17 protein-coding genes are annotated in these 24,264 nt (G+C 35.2%); 8 read left to right on the top strand and 9 right to left on the bottom strand.

Features of this window, described 5'->3' with window-relative positions:
* Positions 1 to 10 precede the first annotated feature (10 nt).
* Positions 11 to 247 (bottom strand): ATP synthase F1 subunit epsilon, encoded by a 237-nt coding sequence (gene atpC / locus J0M08_02210; protein ID MBN8701849.1) that lies wholly within the window; start codon positions 245 to 247, stop codon positions 11 to 13.
* Between the two features lie 71 nt (positions 248 to 318).
* Positions 319 to 1,833, bottom strand: coding sequence for a F0F1 ATP synthase subunit beta (locus J0M08_02205; GenBank protein MBN8701848.1), 1,515 nt, complete (start codon positions 1,831 to 1,833; stop codon positions 319 to 321).
* A gap of 305 nt (positions 1,834 to 2,138) precedes the next feature.
* Here J0M08_02205 and J0M08_02200 point away from each other — a divergent pair, with 305 nt between their 5' ends.
* Complete coding sequence (locus J0M08_02200) at positions 2,139 to 3,083, top strand: bifunctional riboflavin kinase/FAD synthetase (GenBank protein ID MBN8701847.1); 945 nt, start codon at positions 2,139 to 2,141, stop codon at positions 3,081 to 3,083.
* Positions 3,084 to 3,094: 11 nt separating this feature from the next.
* Positions 3,095 to 3,751 carry a leucine-rich repeat domain-containing protein gene (locus J0M08_02195; protein ID MBN8701846.1) on the top strand — a complete coding sequence of 219 codons (657 nt, stop codon included), beginning with the start codon at positions 3,095 to 3,097 and terminating at the stop codon, positions 3,749 to 3,751.
* Between the two features lie 19 nt (positions 3,752 to 3,770).
* On the opposite strand, the gene lipA is transcribed toward J0M08_02195, so the two are convergent.
* Positions 3,771 to 4,643, bottom strand: a complete 873-nt coding sequence (lipA, locus tag J0M08_02190) for a lipoyl synthase (GenBank protein ID MBN8701845.1) — start codon at positions 4,641 to 4,643, stop codon at positions 3,771 to 3,773.
* A gap of 15 nt (positions 4,644 to 4,658) precedes the next feature.
* Positions 4,659 to 5,468 carry a hypothetical protein gene (locus J0M08_02185; GenBank protein MBN8701844.1) on the bottom strand — a complete coding sequence of 270 codons (810 nt, stop codon included), beginning with the start codon at positions 5,466 to 5,468 and terminating at the stop codon, positions 4,659 to 4,661.
* A 105-nt stretch (positions 5,469 to 5,573) separates the two neighbouring features.
* On the opposite strand from J0M08_02185, the gene J0M08_02180 reads away from it, so the two are divergent.
* The 3 genes from J0M08_02180 (at position 5,574) to mnmD (ending at position 7,629) form a co-directional block, all read left to right on the top strand.
* Positions 5,574 to 5,978, top strand: coding sequence for an OsmC family protein (locus tag J0M08_02180; GenBank protein MBN8701843.1), 405 nt, complete (start codon positions 5,574 to 5,576; stop codon positions 5,976 to 5,978).
* A 259-nt stretch (positions 5,979 to 6,237) separates the two neighbouring features.
* The gene (gene ung, locus J0M08_02175) at positions 6,238 to 6,933 is read left to right on the top strand and encodes a uracil-DNA glycosylase (protein ID MBN8701842.1); all 696 of its coding nucleotides are present in this window, start codon (positions 6,238 to 6,240) and stop codon (positions 6,931 to 6,933) included.
* Positions 6,934 to 6,936: 3 nt separating this feature from the next.
* A complete protein-coding gene (gene mnmD, locus J0M08_02170; GenBank protein ID MBN8701841.1) occupies positions 6,937 to 7,629 on the top strand; it encodes a tRNA (5-methylaminomethyl-2-thiouridine)(34)-methyltransferase MnmD in 693 nt (230 codons plus the stop codon).
* On the opposite strand, the gene J0M08_02165 is transcribed toward mnmD, so the two are convergent.
* The 4 genes from J0M08_02165 to J0M08_02150 form a co-directional block, all read right to left on the bottom strand.
* Positions 7,613 to 9,949: a TonB-dependent receptor gene (locus tag J0M08_02165; GenBank protein ID MBN8701840.1), complete on the bottom strand. Its 2,337-nt coding sequence runs from the start codon at positions 9,947 to 9,949 to the stop codon at positions 7,613 to 7,615. The two genes, mnmD and J0M08_02165, sit on opposite strands and share 17 nt — an antisense overlap.
* Positions 9,950 to 10,037: 88 nt before the next feature.
* Entirely contained in the window at positions 10,038 to 10,448 is a 411-nt protein-coding gene (locus tag J0M08_02160) for an EVE domain-containing protein (protein MBN8701839.1), read from the bottom strand.
* A 115-nt stretch (positions 10,449 to 10,563) separates the two neighbouring features.
* Positions 10,564 to 13,716: a T9SS type A sorting domain-containing protein gene (locus J0M08_02155; GenBank protein MBN8701838.1), complete on the bottom strand. Its 3,153-nt coding sequence runs from the start codon at positions 13,714 to 13,716 to the stop codon at positions 10,564 to 10,566.
* 733 nt (positions 13,717 to 14,449) lie between these two features.
* Entirely contained in the window at positions 14,450 to 17,881 is a 3,432-nt protein-coding gene (locus J0M08_02150) for a gliding motility-associated C-terminal domain-containing protein (protein MBN8701837.1), read from the bottom strand.
* A 313-nt stretch (positions 17,882 to 18,194) separates the two neighbouring features.
* Here J0M08_02150 and J0M08_02145 point away from each other — a divergent pair, with 313 nt between their 5' ends.
* Complete coding sequence (locus J0M08_02145) at positions 18,195 to 19,718, top strand: hypothetical protein (GenBank protein ID MBN8701836.1); 1,524 nt, start codon at positions 18,195 to 18,197, stop codon at positions 19,716 to 19,718.
* A gap of 103 nt (positions 19,719 to 19,821) precedes the next feature.
* Here J0M08_02145 and holA read toward each other — a convergent pair whose 3' ends face one another.
* Positions 19,822 to 20,862 (bottom strand): DNA polymerase III subunit delta, encoded by a 1,041-nt coding sequence (holA, locus tag J0M08_02140; GenBank protein MBN8701835.1) that lies wholly within the window; start codon positions 20,860 to 20,862, stop codon positions 19,822 to 19,824.
* Positions 20,863 to 20,891: 29 nt separating this feature from the next.
* On the opposite strand from holA, the gene J0M08_02135 reads away from it, so the two are divergent.
* Together J0M08_02135 and J0M08_02130 are read left to right on the top strand one after the other, a co-directional pair.
* Positions 20,892 to 21,365, top strand: a complete 474-nt coding sequence (locus J0M08_02135; protein ID MBN8701834.1) for a type I restriction enzyme HsdR N-terminal domain-containing protein — start codon at positions 20,892 to 20,894, stop codon at positions 21,363 to 21,365.
* Between the two features lie 139 nt (positions 21,366 to 21,504).
* The gene (locus J0M08_02130; GenBank protein ID MBN8701833.1) at positions 21,505 to 24,258 is read left to right on the top strand and encodes a S8 family peptidase; all 2,754 of its coding nucleotides are present in this window, start codon (positions 21,505 to 21,507) and stop codon (positions 24,256 to 24,258) included.
* Positions 24,259 to 24,264: the final 6 nt, after the last annotated feature.

The following is a 24,264-nucleotide window of genomic DNA, read 5'->3' as shown; positions in this document are numbered from 1 at the left end:
AATTCGAAAACTATTGAGCCAAAACGGTAAGTGTATTTTTTGAAAGTTCCACTACTCCACCTTTTACATCAAAAAAAAGTTCCTTTTTGTCTTTATCGATTATCTTAATTTTACCGGGTTTTAAGCTAGATACAATTGGAGCATGTTTATCTAAAACTCCAAAAGAGCCTTCCTTGCCTGGTAAAGAAACGGATACAACTTCGCCACTAAATAACTTTGTATCGGGAGTAATAATTTCTAAAAACATAAAATATCGATTTTGAAATTTTTTTAATTTGAAGGTGCATTAATTATACAATTAACACACCTTCAAATAATTTAATTTTTAGCAGCTTCGTCTAATAATTTTTTACCTTTTTCAATAGCGTCTTCAATAGTACCAACTAGGTTGAAAGCTGCTTCTGGATACTCGTCTACCTCTCCATTCAAAATCATGTTAAATCCTTTGATGGTATCTTCTATAGAAACAAATACTCCTTTTAATCCGGTAAACTGCTCTGCAACGTGGAATGGTTGGGACAAGAAACGTTGTACACGTCTTGCTCTATGAACAACCAACTTATCTTCTTCAGAAAGTTCGTCCATACCAAGAATCGCAATAATATCTTGCAATTCTTTGTAACGTTGCAATATCATTTTAACACGTTGAGCTGTATCATAATGTTCGTTACCCAATACGGCTGGAGTAAGAATACGTGAAGTAGAATCCAATGGATCTACCGCAGGATAGATACCCAATTCCGCAATTTTACGGCTCAATACTGTGGTTGCATCCAAGTGAGCAAAAGTTGTAGCAGGTGCAGGATCTGTCAAGTCATCTGCAGGAACGTACACTGCTTGTACAGATGTAATAGATCCAGTTTTTGTAGATGTAATACGCTCTTGCATCAACCCCATCTCCGTTGCCAATGTTGGTTGGTAACCTACCGCAGATGGCATACGACCTAATAAAGCCGACACCTCTGAACCTGCTTGTGTAAAACGGAAGATATTATCAATAAAGAAAAGAATGTCTTTTCCTTGACCTTTTCCATCGCCATCTCTAAAATACTCAGCCATTGTTAAACCGCTCAAAGCCACACGAGCACGTGCCCCTGGAGGCTCATTCATTTGACCAAACACAAATGTTGCTTGCGATTTTTCTAATTCTTTTTTATCTACTTTAGATAAATCCCATCCACCTTTTTCCATAGAGTGCTTAAACTCATCGCCATATTTCACAATACCGGACTCAATCATCTCTCTCAACAAATCGTTTCCTTCACGTGTTCTTTCGCCAACACCTGCAAATACAGAATATCCAGAATGTCCTTTTGCAATATTGTTAATTAATTCCTGAATCAAAACTGTTTTCCCAACACCCGCACCACCAAACAAACCAATCTTCCCCCCTTTTGCATACGGCTCTAACAAGTCAATTACTTTAATACCGGTAAACAACACTTCTGTTGCTGTAGATAAATCTTCAAACTTAGGAGGATTACGGTGAATTGAATATCCACCCTCGTTACTTACTTGTTCAATACCATCAATAGCAGCACCCACAACGTTAAACAAACGTCCTTTTACCTTATCGCCAACCGGCATTCGAATTGCACTGTTAGTAGAAGTAACCTCTGTTCCACGGCTCAATCCGTCAGTAGAGTCCATCGCAATTGCACGAATGGTATCTTCTCCAATGTGTTGTTGTGTTTCCAAAACAACCACAGTTCCATCAGGACGAGTAACCTCTAGAGCATCTAATATATTAGGCAATTTAGCACCTTCTTGATGAAATGTAACATCGACAACAGGTCCAATAATTTGACTAATTTTTCCTTTTAAAGTAGACATATAATATGGTTTAATTTTTTCGTGTACGAAGGTAGTAATTTATTGAAAAAAAACCAGTTGATATCGTATTTTTACCTCTCTGAATATCAGCACGATACTTATTGCTTGAGGTAAACTTTTTAACAATTGTAAACCTCTTGCATAAAAGACCTATTTGGAACAAATAAAAATGTGTAATCCTTAAAATTAACAAATCTAAAATTCAGGGATTAGATTAGGTATCGACCATTTAAAGAATGAATTATATGACTAATTCTTCTTTATGAGATATATTTTTAACAAAAATAATTCCTACATTTTAGCCTGTGAATATTTTTTACCATACAAACGAAAATAAAAAAATCAACAACCCAATTATTACCATTGGTACTTTTGATGGCGTTCACCTAGGGCATAAAAAGCTGATCAATCGACTAAATGAACTTGCGACTAAATTTGACGGAGAAAGCACTATACTTACGTTTCACCCACATCCGCGCATTGTGCTTGCCAATGATTATTCAATTCGACTTTTATCTACCATAGACGAAAAAAAACAATTACTCGAAAAAGCGGGCATTAAAAATCTAATTATTCACCCGTTTACCAAAGAATTCTCGGAACTGACTTCAATCGAATTTATAGAGCAAATTTTACTCAATTCTATTAAACCTAAAGCCATTGTTATTGGCTACAATCATCACTTTGGAAAAAATAGAGAAGGTTCTTTTGAGCAATTAAAAAGCTATTCGGCAACGCACAACTTTTATATTGAAGAGATATCTGCTTTTGATATAAATGAAATAGAAATAAGCTCTACTAGAATCCGAAATGCTTTATCAATAGGCGATTTGAAGACAGCAAACTCTTATCTGGGTTATACCTACTCTATTTCAGGCAAAGTGGTAGAAGGAAAAAAATTGGGTAGAACAATCGGCTATCCAACAGCAAACATTGAAGCAGAGGACAAAACAAAGTTAATACCAGGAGATGGAATTTATGCCGTACACGTAAAACACAAAAATGTTTTTTACAAAGGGATGTTGAGCATAGGCATGAATCCCACTGTTAATGGCATTCACAAAACTATTGAAGTACACATTTTTGACTTTAATTTTGACATTTATGGCACGAATCTTGTTATTTACTTTTTTGAAAAACTACGAAACGAAGCTAAATTTGCAGGGTTGGATGAGTTGAAAAATCAACTACATTTAGACAAAGTAAATTCATTAAAAGTACTTGAGCGATTTGATGATTTGAAAAATTGAAAATGAAAGACATGAACCGATTCATTGCTAAGTCAGAAAACAATTCTATTGCTCTTATTACAATTATGTACGCAAATAAATTTCTTTTTATTTTTTGTTTTTTGCTTTCTACATTCGCTACCCAAGCTCAAGTTCTTGATTCAATAGGGTTAGCCAATGCCAAAACATTTACCTCCTTGCAAGAAGCACTAAAAACACCCAATGAGGTTTACAAGTTGGATTTAAAAAAGCAAAAACTAAAAGCTTTTCCACAAGAAATTTTGAAATTTAAAAACTTAACCCATTTAGATTTAAGTAAAAATAAAATCACCGAACTACCCGAAAACATTGGGGAATTAGAGAACTTACAATCTCTAACTTTATCTAAAAATAAACTCACTACACTTCCCAAGCAAATTGGCGACTTAGCAAACCTTACGTATCTAAACATCAATCAAAATGAATTAACTTCTATACCGGCACAAATGGGTAAGCTCGAAAACTTAGAAACGCTAGACCTTTGGAGCAACAACATAGAAACATTTCCGGAAGAAATTAAGTATATGAAAAATTTAAAGCGCTTAGATTTGCGAGTAATACTAATAAGCGATGAAGAACAAATGCGCTTGATGATACTTCTTCCTAGCACCAAAATATTTTTCTCGAATAATTGCAAGTGCCAATTATAGAGTTATGTAAACAAGAATTTTATTTCAAATGCTTTTCTGCGTGGTAAGAAGAACGTACCAATGGTCCGCTTTCTACATAATCAAAACCTTTTTCTAGGCCTACCTTTTTATACAAAGCAAATTTATCGGGATGAACAAAACTTTTCACCGGTAAATGATTTTTTGTTGGTTGTAGATATTGACCCAATGTTAAAATTTTGCAATTTGCTTTACGCAAATCATCCATTGTTTCATAAATCTCTTCTTCTGTTTCTCCTAAACCTAGCATAATGCCCGATTTGGTTGTACAACCGCTATCAGCCAATTGTTTAAGCACAGCAAGGCTTCTATCATACTTAGCTTGTATGCGCACTTGCTTAGTAAGCCTCCGCACTGTTTCCATATTATGTGAAACAATCTCAGGTTTTACATTTGCAATGCGTTGTATATTCTCTATTTCGCCTTTAAAATCAGGAATTAATGTTTCAATCGTAGTGCCCGGATTAGCCTCACGAATGGCGTTTATAGTCATTTCCCAAATAATGGAACCGCCATCTTTTAATTCGTCTCTATCTACAGAAGTAATAACGCAATGCTTGATTCCCATTAACTTAACCGATTCTGCCACACGCTTTGGCTCTTCCCAATCTACAGGCTTTGGGCGCCCGGTAGCCACCGCACAAAATCCACACGAGCGAGTACAAATGTTTCCAAGTATCATAAATGTAGCCGTGCCTGCACCCCAACATTCGCCCATATTCGGACAATTTCCACTTTCGCATATAGTATGAAGCTTGTGTGTATCAACAGTTTTGCGAACGTGTAAATATTCCTTGCCTGTTGGCAGTTTAACACGCAACCAATTGGGCTTACTAATTTTTGAAGATTCTTTTTCTAGAAGTGTATCAGACATAATTTACCAATGCGCTTAAAACCATTTTTTTCCAAACACCATACTTACATACAAATTTACCATCACTTGATTATTTTGTGTTAGTGCCATAATTGGTATTGTTTTCGGAAATACATCAACAGAAATACCTGTCTCAATTGCTTTAATTTCTTCGTTATGATCGGCATATTCTACACTTAAAGCCAACTTGGCGTATCCTCCGGGATAAATTTTCATTTCATCAAATCCTCTTAAATAGGGAGCCCTGCCATAAATATTATCGGGATAATGTTCGGTCGAATTGTATTTTTCTTCTTTTACATTAAACTCTCCGGGAAAAATAGAGGGTTGCAATATTTCGAGATAAACCGGCTTTGCAAAACCCAGAGAGGCGCCCAAAAAAGTACCTAAACGAATTTGCACACTCTTGCGCTCTGCTTTATCAAATAATACTTTCTGATACCCTACACCCGGACGAATAAGAAAAAGCGAATTGACTTTTCCGTAGAAGAAACCTTTTGAATTTTGGTAACTCTGATTTTTTATTTTTACTTCTTTTGGATGTCGCATTGTTACAAACTCAACCTCCAATATGCCTTTCTTTTTGGCAGTTATATGCTTACCTCTTCGGTAATTTGCTCCAAATCCATTCGAGTGCGCAAGAATACCAAACGATGATTCGTTGCGATACAATACATTTAGATTTTCTCCTCGCTGTGATGCAGAAAGAGCATCTTTCAATTCAGGTTTTGATGGACTAGGTGGAATTGCTGATGAGTTATCAAATCCAATAAGTATATTCTGAGAAAAAGAGTTGAATGTACTACTTAGTAAAAGCAGAATCACTGAAAAAAAAATATGTTGTTTAATTTGTAGTAACATAGCTACTGCTTTGTTGGAATAGTTATTTGCTTACTGTAATTTTAAGCTACATTAAATATACAAAGGCTTATGCACATTGCCCAAATAATTTACCAAGGAAATTTAAGAACAGAGGCTACACATCTAAAATCCGGTAATAAAATAATTACAGATGCCCCATTAGATAACAATGGGAAAGGAGAAGCTTTTTCGCCCACTGATTTACTCTCAACTTCTTTGGGAAATTGCATGCTGACCATTATGGGCATTTTAGCGGAACGCATAAACGTAGATATTACTAATACAGTAGTGGATGTAACGAAAATAATGAATGTAAATACTAGAAAAGTGAATGAAATAAAACTGGACGTTAAATTTCCAAAATCATATACCGATAAAGAAAAACAAATGCTTGAAAATGCAGCCAAAACGTGTCCTGTAGCATTGAGCTTAAATACAGAACTAATTCAAACTATAAATTTTATTTACCCATAAAGTGGGAAACAAAAGAAACTAGATAGATTTTTCTGTTGACTTTACAACAGCTTTTGTATAGGCAGGGCAACGTTCATGAGATTTACAAGATGACAAAACGATTGCTGAAACAAATAATACTAAAAGGGTATAACCGATTGATTTTTTCATTTTAAATGACTATTTGTATAAATATAAACCAAAAACTTTCAAAAAACAAAAATATCAACTAATCTTCTTATTTAAATAAATATATCCTTTTTTAAACTACTAACTATAGATGCAAACCACAGAAGTTCAAATTAACCCTCAACTAAACGAAAGTTGGAAAAACGTTTTAACAGAAGAATTTAATGCTCCATATTTTAAAGAGCTAAAAGCTTTTTTAGTAGAGGAAAAAAAAACACAAACAATTTATCCTCCAGGACCACAAATATTTTCTGCATTTAATCGTACCAATTTTGAAAACCTAAAGGTTGTTATAATTGGACAAGATCCCTATCATGGAAAAGGACAAGCAAACGGATTGTGCTTTTCGGTATCGCCAGGCATAAAGCCCCCTCCTTCCCTAGTCAACATTTATAAAGAAATGAAAACTGATTTAGGAGTAGAAATTCCAACAACAGGAAACCTAGAACCATGGGCAGACCAAGGCATCTTACTTTTAAATGCAACATTGACTGTTAGAGCGGGAGAACCCGGTTCGCACCAAGGCAAAGGATGGGAGCAGTTTACGGATACAATTATAAAAAAACTCTCATCGGAGAAAAAAAATTTGATTTTTCTTCTTTGGGGGAAGTTTGCTCAAGCCAAAGAAGCATTAATTGATACATCTAAACATTATGTTCTAAAAGCTGCACACCCGTCTCCATACTCTGCAAGTGCAGGATTCTTCGGGTGCAAGCATTTTTCAAAAACAAACGAATTACTAAAAAAACACAATCTACCTGAAATTGATTGGAGGATAGAAAAGTAGCGTATGAAAGTAGAACTGATAACAACCGAAGATGGCTCTCATACTTTATTCAACAAAACACTAAATGAGACCTACCACTCTACACATGGCTCTATACAAGAGTCTAATCATGTTTTTATACAGAATGGATTGACTCATTATATTAAGAATAATCCAACTACAAAAAACATAACTATACTGGAAGTTGGCTTGGGGACAGGATTAAACTCGATTTTAGCGTGGCAGTATTTAGCAAAAAACAATCTCCCTTTAAAAATAAATTATGTTGCACTAGAACCATATCCGATAGACACTGCAATTGTAAGTCAGCTGAACTACTCGACAATACTTAGCTTGAGCGATTTAGAACAGAACATATTCGAATTAATACATAGCTGTGATTTTGAAAACAACATAGAACTAAGCACTAATTTTTACTTTGAGAAAAAAAAAGAAACACTACAAAAAACAGTGTTCCCAAACTCTTTCGATATTGTTTTTTACGATGCTTTTGGGCCAAGAGCACAACCCGATATGTGGGAAAAATTTCTATTTGAAAAATTGTATTCAAATTTAGCGAGCAACGGTGTATTCGTTACCTATTGTGCAAAAGGCGAATTAAAAAGAAATTTAAAATCTATCGGTTTTGAAGTTGAAAGTCTGCAAGGCCCTCCAGGCAAAAGAGAAATGGTACGTGCAACTAAAAAGTCCAATTAGCACTTAAGCTAGGTAGCAATGGCAATTGATTTACACGCTTGTACAAAATTCTATCGAAATAAAATATATTGTCACGATTGTATGCGTTTGTAACACCAGCAGCGACTTCCATTCGGCTACGTTCAGAAAACTCAAACCTTTTTTTAACTGTAATATCTAATCTGTGATAATCGGGTAATCGACCACCATTCAATGAACTATATAAAATACCCAATTCTCCGTTTTGATTAGTATAGTTGGAATTTATACCATTGGTAAATGATAGCTTCTCATAAAATCCTTGTGTTTGTGTAAATGGAAAGCCAGAGCCGAAATTCCAACGCAGATCAACTTCCCAATCTGTGTGTTTGCCAAACTTATACGCTGTAACAATATTGATATTATGTCTTCTATCAAAGTGGGGAGCGTATTTCTCTATACCATCCCAGCGTCTTACATAGGTCAACGAGTATACTGTCCAAACATAGAAACGTTTGTAATCATACTTTAGCAAGAAATCTAACCCACGAGCATAACCGGTTTCAATAATAAAATCTTTTTTCAACGCATCCGGCTTGGTTGCATAATTTGCATTGTCTTCGTACAGTTTATTTCTATTGATATTGGTTAGCTGTGTAAAATTTTTCTGATATGCTTCTACATTCAATTCTAAATTAGAAGTTAAATCAAACTCAGTTCCTAAAATAATATGATTAGCTTTTTGTAGTTTGTGTTTAACATCTCTCACAGAACCGTCTTCTTCTGTAAAACGTGCAGGCAAATTATCTGATCCGGAAAGAAATCCGTAAAATAGATTAACTACATCCCGGTCTGAGTTAGCGCTAATTAAGTTTTGAGAATACAATCCTCCTGCAAATTTAAATCTAATCTTATTGGTGATATTGTACTTACCACTTAAGCGAGGTTCCGGAGAAAAGTTTGCCAATGAAGCATAGTAGTGTGCTCTAAAACTTGGTTCCAAAATAAGTTTCTTCTTCTTGCCTAAAAATTTAACCTTCACAAATCCAGCTAACTCGGTAGTGTTTTCTGTTTGGCTAATAAATTGATTTACGGAATTATAAAACTCGAAATTGGTTTTAAACCCAAGCATATCCAGTCCATATTGCACCTCGTTCAATCCGAAAAAATAGGTAAAATTCAATCCTGCATTAAACCCATTTATATCGCTTTTGCGTGGTTTTTCATCAGACTGCCCCAACATTTCTACTCCATATTTGGAGAACGCAAAATTACCCTGAATCAATGTTGCTGAAGATGGTGGTATAAGAATAAAATTACTTCCTACACCCGATGATTTCCAATTTAGTTTTGATAATGCTTTATAAGTTACATTGTCTCTAAAATTAAATCCAAACAAATTTATCTTACTTCCGTTTGCACTGTTAGCAGATACTTTACCATAAAAATCAGTAAACCCAAATGGCAAACCAGCTGTATCTACATAATTATAAACAGCTTTGGACGTTTGTGGCAAATAAGAATGCTTGGCACTAAGCACAAAAGAGGAACTTCCACGATCTTCATCAGAATTCTTTTTTAGGGGTCCCTCAAGTAGTGCTTTAGCTACAAACGGACTGGCGGAAACTTTACCTGATATTCTTTTCTTATTTCCATCACGTGTTTTTATATCCATAATAGAAGATATACGTCCTCCATACTCTGCACCAAAACCTCCGGTATAAATGTCTGCATTACGAATAATATCTGCATCGAACACAGAAAACAATCCAATAGAGTGAAATGGATTATATACAATCATCCCATCCAGCAATACTTTATTTTGCACAGGAGAACCACCACGAATATAGAGCTGCCCACCTTGATCGCCAGTAAACACTACACCAGGCAAAATTTGCAGGTATTGTGCTAAATCGGGTTCTCCTCCAACAGATGGCACTAAATTAATTTCTTTGGGAGTAATTTTATTTACAGAAACTTGGGTTTCTGTTTTTCGCTCCATTTTTGCTGCCGATATTTCAACAGCACCAAGTCTTACACTTGCCTTATTCAGAAATACTTTTTTTGTTACAATTTCTCCTGCTTTTACTGTAATATTTTCTTGTAAGGTATCGTAACCAAGATACGTTACCATTAACACATAGCTTCCGGGAGGGACCTTGGTAATGGAATAATAACCATTTACATCGGATGTAGCGCCATAAGAAGTTCCTTTTAAATAAACATTGGTAAACAATACCGGCTCGCCATTGTCCTTTGCATAGATAAATCCGCGAATATTGGCATTTTGAGACTGTTGCGCAGCAATATGTGCAACAAAAAACAAAAATATAAATTGAAGTTTAAGTATTTTCTTTGTCATATCATTAATAAGCAAGATGCAAGATATACATTTTTAAGTGTAGGATAACTACAACTGTATAAGCGGTGGATTATAAAATTAAACGGATTTACGCTGATTCAGACATTTCTATAATTTTGTCGAATTCCTCTACCTTTAAAGGCATTACAGACAACCTAGCTTGCTTAACCAAGTACACATTCTTTAGCATTGGCTCTTTTTTAATAGCAGCTAACGTAACCGACTTTTTTAATTTTTTGTATGGAGCAATATCTACTACCACCCAAGCAGTTTCATCTGTTGTTGGGTCCTGGTAATATTCTTTTACAACTTTCGCAATTCCAACCACTTCAAGTCCTTCGTTACTATGGTAAAAAAGAACAAAATCGCCTTTTTTCATTGCCTTTAAAAAATTGCGGGCGGTATAATTCCGCACACCATCCCACGTTGCTTTTTTGTCCTTTACAAATTTATCCCACGAATACTTAAAGGGTTCTGATTTTACAAGCCAGTAATTCATATAATTAAACACATAAAATTTAAGGGGGAATTTTTACAAACTAAATGTAGGGTATTTATTTTTCTTGTAAAAATTATAGTTTGGGGGTGTTTTGTTCTATAAACTGGCAATGGATTTACTTCACAATAATTTTTGTCGTAAAGTTACTAACCATTAAAAAGTACATTCCTGGGGCTAGATCTGATGTATCAACACTAATTTTCTTTGATTCGGTTTTAATTTTTTTTACAATTTTGTTGTTTATATCAATCATACAAATCATATTCAAATTTTCGTTCTCAAATCCGGATATAACAATGTTCATTCTTCCATCTAAAACAGGATTTGGGGCAACGTCTACCCGTCTTTTTGCTGGGAAGTTTTCATCCTGAGACAGAGCTATCACCTGTATATCATTAGAGCAACTTGCGCACCCATCTTCATTCAAAGCGCATACAGTATAAATACCATTCTCCGATATGACTATGGTTTGCCCATTAAAATTTGGTATTAATTGACCGTTTAAATACCAATTGTTATACACCCCATCGGTAAATAAACTATATCCACTTTGCAGAATAGTAGGTTTTTGAGGTAATTCCACAACAGTAATAGACTGGGGAATAATTCCCAAACAGCCGTTATTATCTATGTAATGGTGCAAAACAGTGTGCGTGCCAACCCCAGCTATAGTGCAAAAAAAGTTAGACCCGGAAACTCCGGTTCCTGTATAATAGTCAGCATTGTTTACTCCAGTTAAAAGTGAAATTCCGTTAGAGTCGTAGCACGTAGTAATTGGTGTTAGGGCTATAGATAGATTAAAATGATTGACGAGAACTGTAATTTGGGCATGTGCAGTGCATCCATTTGCAGCTGTTCCAGTAACCAAATAGGTGGTTGTATTTGTTGGAGAGTCAACGAATGAGCTTTTAGTATTATTTGTTGGCTGCCAATTGTAAGCAACTGCTCCGTTAGCTTGTAGAACAACAGAGTCACCAGCACACAGTTTAGTTGCTGTGGAATATACAGAAAGTGTTGGTGACGACTTTACATAAATGGTTTTTGTTGTACTTGTTATATTGCCATTAATATCTGTTCCTACCAATGTGTATGTAGTTTGGGCTGTTGGCGCAACCGAATTGGTTTGTCCAACTGCATTTTGTGGAAACCAATTATACTGATGTGCACCGTTGGCTACTAAATTTAAACTATCTCCTTGACAAAGTGAATCGGAAGCTGCTGTAATTCTTAGCTCCGGAATATACACTAACCATCCGTTGTTCTTAGGAAGGGTAAAGGATGTAGAATTAGTTGAACCATAATAAAGCGAATCCTTACCATTTATGGTACAATTAAAACTCAATATACCACTTTGTGGCAGCGTAACGTTCCAGGATTTATTTTTATTTCGGTTTACATATACCACCACCCCGTTGTTATATTCTACTTTTACTTGCGACATAAAGTTGTCATGATAAAGGCTGTCGTAGTTTGTGTCGGCTGCACGAATATAGTCAGAGGCATTTAGCATTTGTCCATTTAGGTTATATGAAATAAAAACAGGAGTTGCATTGTAAATTTTCCTCTGAACAGGGTATACATAGTTGTATTGTATTTTGGCAACCTTAGAAAACGATTTTAATAGACTTGGTGTGGGAATAAACGCTCCATTTCCATAAGCTAATTGGGTGGCGATATAGGTAAGTACAGAATCTGTCGAATACTTTTTAAAAACAGATTCTCCGTCTAATGGATTGGAGTAAAATCTTTCGATGTAGCCAACTCCATGCGATACATTCAGATGATGTAGTTTATTTAATTTGAAATTAACCAACAAGGGAAGTCTTTCTCCTTGTGAGTATTTAAGATCCTTTCCACAATTTAATTGCGCTTCAAAATCATCAAAATATCCACTGTATAAAAAGTGGTTATTTCCTTCGCCCGAGATTGGGCCATTGTGATGGGTTCTTAAATTTAATGCTAATTGTTGGTATGACTTTAATACGCTTTTAAAAGAAACACTCTCCACATTTTTATCATCATGATCTATTTTACTCGAAGGGTTGGTGGCTGAGTGAACATCCAAATAGCATCCATCGGTATTGTATGTTAAATGAATTAGTGGAGCCATTAAATTCGCATAATTAAACACCTTGTTGTGTTTCATTTGATAAGATCCTACCCAGGCTGTTTTTTGAGTGCCATCTGCATTTAGCGCAACATCCGGCAAATTATACATAGCAGAGTTTGGATAATAATCAACATAGTTTTCGTGGAGAGTAAACAAATAATTATGTGATTTTATTTTATTCTTAAGATTTATTAGCGCATTATCACCTCCATACATAGATCCGGCTGGCATAAATTGTGGAAACATATTGTCGTAACCACCATACTGCCAATTGTGAATTATACTCCACACATTGGTCACCCCTGCATTAGTTAGCGTATCAATATATTTCGACACATTAGCAAATGAGCCAATCCATGAATCGAAAATAAGACTTTCACCCGATTTTTTTAGGTAGGGAGAAACAGGATTATTTATATCGGGCAAAACATTATCTAAATTGGCGGAGCACGTTAAAATAATTTCTTCATAAATGTTTCTTCGTGTAAAGTTGGCCCGACACTCATATTCCATTCGTTGAGCAAAATATACCGATGAGCTTGAATAGACAGAGCTGTATGGAAATATTTCTGAACTTTCGGTATTCTCCCAATTTGTATAAAGGGTTGTAAAATGATTGTTTGAGAACAATACGTTTATCATTGGTAAATAAGGTATGCCAATTACTTTTGGATTTACACAATTAGCTGCCCGGTCAAGATCAAAACGAGAGCCATAATTGGAATTGCAGGTAACTTTTATGGCCAAACTTTTTTTGTTTTTTAAATAAAAAAAGTAATGATAATTAATGGAGCTCACACCAAAATTCATATTCCAATGCACATCCAGGGTATCTCCGTTATTAGTGCACGACAAAAGGGTGTACAATATATTGTTCCCGGTAGGGTAGTATGTATTTCCAAAATACTCTACCTTAATTCCGCCACCATTACTTGGATAAAAAAAAGGTTTGGACAACCCGTCAGGAAAGCACTTAAGAGATTTCAATGTTCCTTTTAAATTGGCATCGTATTCATAAATCACCGTGTCGGATTGGGATATGGCGTAAAATAAATATTTTTTACTTGTATGATCAAATAGTACACTTGCGGAAAGAGCTGTACTAAAGCTCAAAACGCAATAGAATACAAAACTATATTTGATATTATCCTTTATCATTTGTATTTGTTCAATTGATAACACTTACATGATCAAATTTCAATTTATCTAAATAAATTATAATAAACACAAACTCTTTTTCTCTATTCGAAGGAGTTGAACATGCCCCCCATTTCCTGCCCAATCGCTAGGCAATAACAAAAGGTACTTCTAATTGTAAAACAAATCAATTTAAACTATCGACTTTGTTACATTTTAGATTTCTAAAAATTTGTTGAAACAGCGCAAAAATATACAGTTTATACCCCCACTCAATTGTTGTGTTGGAAAATTACAGATGGCTATTTTACTACTACTTTCTCAACTTGCAAGGTGTGACTGTTGCGATTTAGTTTCAAAAAATAAATTCCCTTGGGCAATTAGGAGGTGGTAAAAGTTGCTATGCCATTTTTCATTTCGGCATCCATAATTTTTGTACCACTTACGGTATATAACTCTGCATTAGTACATTTTTGCAAAGTGTCATAAACAGTAATAAGACCTTCGGAGGGATTCGGATATATGCGAATGTCAGTTTTGTTAAGAATATTTACAGCGTTGAATTTACTTCGTTTGATTACACGTATGCGTGCATCTGAATCTAAGTTTGTTGGATTATAAATAATATTCTTTTTGTCGTTCGAAATAACATATACATCTTAACACAAAAGTAAATGGGTTTCTAGAACTAGAAGCAATTAAATTTATTTCACCCATCTTCTATAATAAACTAGAAATAATTTAAACTAAGCATCTACCTTACTAAGGTAATATTTCCAGATACGGAAACATTTTGATTCTTAGTGGTGGTTGAAATAAGTTTATAGACATAAACACCGGTATCCGCATTTTTATTCTTCAACACACCATCCCATTCAAAGTTTATATCTTCTGTCTCTATTATTTTTTCGCCCCAACGATTGTATATAGTAAAAAGTAGTTTTTTTACGCAAGCTGTCCCATAAATTTTCAATACATCATTTTGCCCATCACCATTGGGAGAAAAGGCATTAGGAACAAAAAGCGCTTGTTTACTACAACTAGCATCAATAAGAATAAATACCGAGTCCATTGCAGAGCACCCATACGCATCTGTTACTGTAACGTAGTACATCGTTGAAACACTAGGCGTAACCACTGTTGTTTGACAATTGGCGCAACTAGAATTTGAAATTGGAATCCAATTGTAACTAATTCCTCCGGTTGCATTTAGTGTTGCACTTTCTCCTTCAGTGAGTGTAATGTCAACACCTGCATCAGCTATTGGTTGAGATATAACAATGGTTACACTACCACTTGTAATGCAATTGCTGTTATACACACTTGCTGAATAAATTGAAGTCGTGGCGGGTGAAACTACAATAGATGTAGTGGTTTCTCCAGTACTCCACAAATAAGTTGTTCCTCCGGATGCTGTAAGCGTAATTGCTTGCGATGAGCAAATTGTTTGGTTGGGCGACAAACTTATGGTAGGCATAGGCAATACATTAATTAAAACAGAATCAACCGAAGTGCAACTGCCATTAGAAACTGACACAGTATAAACAGCATTTGCCAAAGGCGATACGGTGATCGATGTATTGCTAGAACCATTGTTCCATAAATAATTGGTGCCACCTGAAACACTTAATGATACACTTGCACCGTTACAAATAGTAGTATTACTACTCAATGAAACAACAGGAGGCTGAACCATTTGAATTGATACAGTAGTAGTTGCTGTACATCCAAATGCACTTAATGCTTGAACGGAATAAGTTGTAGATATTGTTGGTGAGGCTATAGTAGTTGTACCACTTGACACACTAAGGGTATTGGCGGGAGCCCAGGAGTAGGCTATTCCATTTCCATTTGCTGTGAGAGTTATAGTTTCCCCCACACATACTGAACTTGTTGGCAATACAATTGACACAAGTGGATCGGGATGCACAGTAATAGTCGCAGTATCAAACAAATTACAAACCCCTGAAGTTTCGAATAATGTATAAGTTGTAGTTGCAACAGGAACTACTGTAATGGCAACATTAGTACTGGCTGTGCTCCATAAATATCCGGATGCATTTGATGCTATTAGTTGCGTACTATCTCCTGCACAAAACCCAGAGACCCCATTTACTATTATTTGTGGCGCATTTATCATTGCTATAGCAATACTATCTTTTAGTATACAACCCTGTGCTGTAGTAATTGCTAAATAATATGTTGCCGAAGTAGTTGGTGTTGCCAAAACTGTAGCTGTATTTGTAGCATTTAACCCTATTGATGGCTGCCACGAATAATTTTGCCCTCCTGTTGAACTCAGTATAAGTGAGCTTCCATCACAAAGCGTTGTATCGTTGGTAAGAATCCCCGCAGCCAATGTGGGCGATGCTACTGTTATTTGTAAAGTGACACTATCCAAGGGGCAGGCAACTTTCATTTTAACTGAATAGGTGCCAGGAGTTAAATAACTATGTGTTGGAGTTGTGGCCGATGAAGTATTACCATCGCCAAAATCCCACATGTATGAGGTAGTTATATCCCATTTATTACATTGGCTTGTTGTGTCTGTAAAAGTAATGGGTGTAGAACAATTAGCTATTGTTCCAGAGGAAGTAACAAATCCAACATTACTTTTTTGTATGAGTTTAAAAACTGCTGTGGAAGATTTTCCTGCCGAAGGAGGTGAGGTTTGATAGGCTCCAGAAGTAGTTAGGAAGTTTGGGTTCAAAAGAGGATTGGCTTGTCCTACGGCATCGTGAGCAATAACGATATAGTTATCACACCCCGTAGATTTATATTCCATACTATGCCTAAGCGATTGCCCATTGGTTCCATAGACATTACTTGAGAGTACCGATGTTAAAGCCACATTTAATTTTGCAACATACATTCCTCTGGAAACAATAGTAGTTCCGCTACATAGATTTGGGATTCCAGATTGAAAGTTGGCAAAGCCGCAAATAAACAAATTATCATTGGCATCACACTTAATATTCGAACCTACAATAGCCCCCCAATTGGGAAGTGCTCCATAATGAGTACTTCTGAGTAACATGCTTCCCGAATTAGATAAAATACTTATAAAAGCATCGGTACTTCCAATCCGGTTTATACCATAAACCCCAGGCGTGGTAGGGAAATTTGCAGAATAAGTTACCCCCGTAACTACAACTTCTTGTGCGGAATTTAGGGTTAAGTCAATTCCATATTCATCATCATCACCACCTAAATATGTACTCCAAACCAAATCAGAGGCACCATTCCCTGAAGGATTTAACTTACATATAACAACATCCTTTTTCCAAGCGGTAGTAGTTGTATTCATAACTGCATCATAGCATCCTGATGTGGTAGGGAAATTCTTCGAAAGTGTATAACCTGTTATATAAATGTTACTTGCCGCATCTATATATAAACCTTTACCTGTACTTGCGGTGCCAAAACTTGCTGACAATGCAGCAGAGCCGTCTGACCTATCTCCTCCTATATAAGTTGAATATTGCAAGGAAGATCCAGTACTATTGAGCTTGAATATGACAATGTCGTCTTGCCCCCCATTGTATGTGCTATCATATGCACCAAAAGTTGTTGGAAAAGAATTGGGATTAAAAAGCTCAGTTACTAACCCATACACAATAGCTTCTCCGGCCGCATTTACCTTAATATCATCACCCGCCTCTGTATCAATGCCTCCAATAAATGTAGAGTATATAATATTCCCAGAGTTATCGAGCTTCATCACAAATGCATCTGATTCTAAAGGATTATTTACCCCTAAGTTTAAGTTTTGGTTATATGCTCCTGCTGTAGTTGGAAAATTAGGCGAATAAGTAAACCCTGTTATATATATATTTCCAGCATGGTCTATAGTTATTCCATTTCCTCTTTCATGAGCCACATCTCCAATAGATATGCTCCAAATAAGGTTACTACCGGTTGGATCGAGTTTATAGATAAATACATCTTGCCCACCTTTGTTCACGCTACCATCAGTTACAGGAAAATTACCTTCATAATAACCGGTGCAATATATATTGCCGGCATTATCAATAGCCATATCTCGTACCGAGGAATAACTTGTTGATTGTGTAGAACCAACATACGTTGACCAATCCATTTTAATATTCTTCGTGCCCCACGCCCTTGCCCCAAACAACATAAGTAATGCAACTAAAAACCTTAAGTTGGTATTACCGACTAACATAGTATATAATTTTTCTTAATGTACTTATCTTACATTGTGACAACAACTCAGAAAATTTCATTTGTAACATTTTAGATTTAATATGCTAAATTGCATAAAAAATTATTTAAGATACGATCGTATCAATATTTTCGTTTCTAAAAAAGTGATAAATGAAAACACATTTCGCCTATTTCAAAAACAGCTATTACAAGACATACTACTTTTTTTGAATAGATAACGGGAGCTAACAGAACTATAATTTCTAATCGAATACGAATAAAAATTAAATAAAACTAAACTACTTAATGAAATAGCCTCAAGGGCAAAAAACATGAGAAAGAAAGACTCCATTAAAACTTTAATTCACTCATTAACAATGAATGAGAAAAGATACTTTAAGATGTATAACTCCTTTTATGAAAAGGATAGTAGTTATTCTAAATTGTTCGACCTTATTGACAAAAACAAAGATGAGATTGAACAACTAAAGATTACACATATTCGTGTGACCAAGAACAGACTACAACAAAGACTATTAAAGAGTCTCAGGTCTTTTAACAGCGGGAAAACTCCACAATTATTGCTTCGAGAACTACTTGACTATATTGAACTACTTCAACAAAAGAATCTTTACTACCAAGCTTTAACAGTTATTTCAAAAGCAAAGTCTATCGCTATAAAATACGAACAGTTTAATAGTTTAATTGAATTACTAACAGCCGAACAACGTATATACATTACTCTTAAAGATTTGAAAGTGTTAGAAACTGTTTTTGAGAAAAATTGTAAAGCGATAGTCCACTATACAAATGTGTTTGAAAACCTTACTCGATTTGCTGTTTTAGAAGGAAAGCTTGGAGTACTTATTTTAACCGTGGGCAGAGCACAAAATATAAAGAGCAAAAAATTATATGTTGATCTTTTTTCGAATAAGCTATTCTCTCATGAGTCAAATGCCCTCTCTAAAAGAGCAAAAATAATATTCAACTATATAAGTGGCATATACTATTTAAACTGCGAAGGAGACTACAGAAAAAGCTTGGAGTATTTCTTGAAAATTAAAACTATTCTTGACTCGGATAAAAATTTGTATCAATTATTTAGCTTACGCTACATATTAACCATTGGAAATATATTATCTACAATTGTTTACATTCCCGAAGTGTCATTTGAGAGGGCAATAAAGTATTTAAATTTTTACAAAGCAATCCCCCCACAAACCGTTATGAATCAGGATGAAATTGAGGTAAGATATTATTGCACCCTTACCGAAATTTACCTACAATATGGCAAGTACAAAGATATTGAGCAGCATATTCCTGATATTTTAAAATGGTTGAATAATGTAAAAGAGACGGATAAAATAAAGTTTAAACTATATCAATTATACTTCAATATGGCTTCTATACTTTTTATTCTTGAAAAATACAATAAAGCTCTTACCTTGTTTGCTAAAATAACCAATGATCAAAATTTAATTTCAAAAAACATTGTATGTTATTCGAAATTATTCAGCTTACTTATTTACTACGAGACAAATTGCTATGATTTGATAAACAACATGGCCAATTCAACTATACGATTATTGAAAAAACTAGGTGGACTTAATGAAATGGAAAAAACATTAATTCGCTTTTTACAAAAGTCAGCTACCGAAAGCAATTCCAATGAAACTAAAAAAAAGGATTTTACATTACTAAAAAAAGAATTACAATCTATTATTAACAACAACCCTATTGAAGCAAAATCACTAGAGTATATTGATTTTATTTCATGGATTGATTCTAAATTACAAAATCAGAGCTTGTCAAGTTTTTTAACTGCGAAAGTTGAAAAAAAACGTAATTTACTATAAATATAAAGTGGACAGCAGAATCGTTGCCTTGAATACCACAAACAAGATTCACGAATACTTAAAGGGTTCTGATTTTACAAGCCAGTAGTTCATCTTATTAATTTTAATGTAATATTTTAAACACCATTTCTTTCAACAATTCTCCTTGGGGAATATTTCCGGCATCAACGCCTTTTGATTTTAAATCGTATTCACGCAAATAATTAACAATTGCTCTTAACTTCGGGAGCGAATACATTCTTGCAGCGCGCTCATAATCTTGTACAAAAAATGGATTAACCCCCAACCCTGAAGCAACAGCCATTTTCGATTTATCGGGCAAGGAATGATATATAATTAATTTAGAAAAATAGCCGTATAATGTACTAATGGTAACAACCATTGGATTATCCTTTTCATTCGCAGCAAAATAGTTAACTATTTTATTGGCTTTTAAAACATCTTTTCTACCCAAAGCTGCTTGTAGTTCAAACGTATTGTAATCTTTACTAATTCCTACATTTGCTTGGATATGTTCAATAGTAACTTCACTTTTTGCTGGGAGATTAATCATCAATTTATCCAACTCATTTGCCACCTTACTTAAATCATTACCCAAATACTCTGTAAGCATAGCAGCTGCACGCGGCTCTATTGAATATCCTTTTGATCTCAAATAAGCTTCTATCCAGTCTGGGATTTTGTTATCGTATAATTTTTTGGACTCAAACAATACAGCTTTTTTGGCAATTGCTTTTGCTAATGAAGTCCGCTTATCAATTGTTTTATATTTATAGCAAAAAACCAAAATCGTGGAAGGCTGCGGATTATCTAGATAAACTACAAATGGATGTTTGCTTTTCCCATCATCATCTGCCTTTTCTCTTCCTACTAGATCTTTCAAATTTTGAGCTTCCTTTACAATTACCACCTGCCTTTCGCTCATCATTGGAAAACGCTTAGCAGCGCTAATTACACTTAAAACATCAGTATCCTTTCCATACACAACAGTTTGATTGAACTCCTTTTCAGACTCATCTAATATTTTATTCTCAATCAAATCAGCTATTGCATCAATAAAATAAGGCTCCTCCCCCATTAAAAAATAAACGGGCGCAAATTTTTGCTTTTTTAATTCGCTTACAATTTGTTCAAATTCTTGCATGTACTCGTACTATTTTTTACCTTACTTAAATGCAATTTCCACAACTCAATTTACCCACCTTCGATTTCAAAATAAGATTGGATAATGAGTCTGATAAATTACAAATATTCGACATCATTCGGAAAAAATATGTGGTAATTACTCCCGAAGAGTGGGTTCGACAGAATTTTGTTCACTTCCTTGTTTTACACAAAAATTATCCGGCTTCTTTACTAAAAGTAGAACGGTTATTAAAAGTACACAAAGTAACTAAAAGAACCGACATATTAATTCACGACACCAAAGGAAAACCATTGTTATTAGTTGAATGCAAGGCTCCGGATATTGCAATTAACAATGTAGTCTTTGAGCAGGCACTGGTATATAATATTGAGCTTAAAGTGCCTTTCTTAATTGCAACAAATGGAATAACACATACAACATGCAAACTAGATATAGCAACCAATTCACATACTTTTCTTAATGAAATTCCAGACTATACATCCATAAACAACTTGCTTTAACTGCATTTTTTGCGTATATTAAGTATCATCGATTTTCTGTATGTTTAAAAAAATCAGTACCCTCTTATTTTTGCTTTTCTCTTTTGTTGGGATTAACCAAACGCTATCTTATCCGAAAACGAGTCAAACATACTTTAAGATGCCTGAAATAGCTGCTGATGAGTATTTACCAAACACTGTTATTTTTAAGGTAAAAAGTAGTTATCGAGCTAATTGCTCAAACAAATCGATTGATGGGATAGAAAAAATTTCTACTTTATTTTCTGCTATACAAGTAACTAAACTGGAAAAAATATTTCCTAACCACACAGCTCCAGCAGAAACTTACAATAACTTGGGACAAAAACTAGAAGACCTATCTCTTATTTATACCCTATACTATAGCTCAACTAAAAATTTAGAAAAAACAATTAACCAACTTTACTCAATAGGTATTTTTGAATATGTTCAACCCTATTACCTGCCAAAGTCGGTATCGTTTACTCCCAATGATGCCAATATTGGCTTGCAGTACCATATTCAAAAAATGCGGGCAGACAGTGCGTGGGGCATAAACACTACCACCGCCAGAGGCGATACAAATGTGGTAATTGGAATTATTGATAGTGGAGTAGAACTAACTCACCCCGACCTAAAAAATAATATAAAATACAACTACTCCGACCCATTAAATATGATTGATGATGATGGAGACGGTTATGTAGATAATTATATGGGATGGGACTTGGGTTCTAACGACAATGACCCTAGCTATCAAGGAAGCGACCACGGAGTACATGTTTCGGGCATTGCAGCGGCAAGTACCAATAACACAATTGGTGTAGCGGGGATAGGATTTACTTGTAAATTTTTACCGATTAAGGCCACAAATGCAAGTGGCTTTTTAACAGGAGCATACCAAAGTATTGTGTACGCTGCAGACCATAATTGTAAAATTATAAATTGCAGCTGGGGGGCTCCTACATACTCCCCTTTCGGACAAACAGTGGTAAATTATGCAACATACAACCATAACGCCCTAATAGTTGCTGCCGCAGGGAACAACGGTGCTTTTATGAATTTCTATCCTGCTGCGCTAGACAACGTGCTATCGGTAGCTGCAACAAATGGAAGCGATATTAAATGGGCAGGTTCTAACTGGTCCTACCAAGTTGATTTATGCGCTCCCGGAGATGGCATCTACTCTACTATTTCAGGGAATAGCTATTCAACAATGAGCGGAACATCTATGGCATCGCCAAATGCAGCAGGTGCGGCAGCCATTGTAAAATCTTTTTTCCCAAGCTATACATCCGGACAAATTGCAGCACAATTAAAAGCTACATGTGATAATATAGATGCACTTAATAACCCCTCTTATAAAAACAAACTAGGAACGGGTAGAATAAATCTGTACAAAGCACTTACCAATACAAATACAAAATATTTTTCGTTGACAACACATACAGAAACTGACAACAACAACGACATTTTTCTCACAAATGATACAATACGAATTACAGGAACATTTCTAAACTACCTCTCGCCAATTTCCAGTCTTACGGCTTCTCTTTCAGTAATCTCGGGAAACAACTATGTTGCGCTATTAGATAGCACTACAACACTAGGAGCCTTAAACACGCTGGGCTCCGCTCAAAACACAACAGACCCATTTCTACTTACAATAACAAATACAGTCCCCATCAACACTAGTATCAAACTGCGTGTATCTATAAGCGATGGAACTGTAACCCACAACGATTACTTTGAAATACTTATTAATGCTGATTATATAGACGTATCTATTAACGATATAAGCACAACTATTACCAGCAAGGGATTAATTGGTTTTAACAATATTAATCAAACAGAAGGACTTGGATTTACTTATAAAAGTAGCAGCAGCTTATTGTACGAAAGCAGTTTTATGATTGGAACGTCTACGCTGAGTGTTTCTGACAGAGCTAGGGCAGCAAGCGGCAATTACGATTCTGATTTTATTGCAACTACTGTTGTAAAAAAAATCCCTAATATCATTTCAAACTTTGACATAGAAGGCCTTTTTAACGATAGTGGAGCAGGAGCCAATGCACTTCCTGTTTCCGTAAGACATAGCGCGCATGCATGGAATACTGCGGGACACACCAAGTATATCATTCTAAAATATGTGATTAAAAACACCGGAAATACACCCCTAAACAATTTATATGCAGGCATACTGGCAGATTGGGACATTGACGACTTAACATACACAGAAAATAAAGCCGCATTTGATGCTTCAACAAATATGGGATACGCATTTCACACCGCAAATCAAGGTCTTTACTGTGGTATAAAAGTTGTGTCAACCAGTGCGGGAGCAAATCATTATGCCCTAGACAATAATAACAATGGAGCTGGCGGAATAAACGTGAGTGATGGCTTTGATACAGCGGAGAAATACATTGCATTATCTACGCCTCGTTCAAATGCAGGAGGATCCGGCAATGGAGATGACATTATAAGCTTGGTAAGTACCGGCCCATATTCCATTAACGCAAATGACTCTGTAATTGTAGGGTTTGCAATACTTGCAGGAGATAGCCTTGCTGATTTAAAAGCGAGTGCGCAAAACGCCCAAGTAAATTGGAACCAATACGCATTAAGCATTAATAAATCTACACTACCATTAATTACGATTCATCTATTTCCCAACCCAACTAGCAGTGGGTATTTTAACCTAGAAATAAACAACGATAAAGAGGAGGAATTTCAACTTTCAATAAGTGACGCTCTAGGTCGCACTTTAATTCAGACTAAGGCGCATGGAAACAGGCTTACAAAAATTCTCTTACCGGCAATAGAAAAAGGAATTTACTTCGTTACAATAAAAAACAAGAATTTTCATGAGGTAGAAAAACTAATAATAGAATAAAATCAT

The sequence above is a fragment of the Bacteroidota bacterium genome, assembly GCA_017303975.1.
Classification (GTDB): domain Bacteria; phylum Bacteroidota; class Bacteroidia; order JAFLBG01; family JAFLBG01; genus JAFLBG01.
This window is presented reverse-complemented; position numbering and strand designations above follow the sequence as displayed.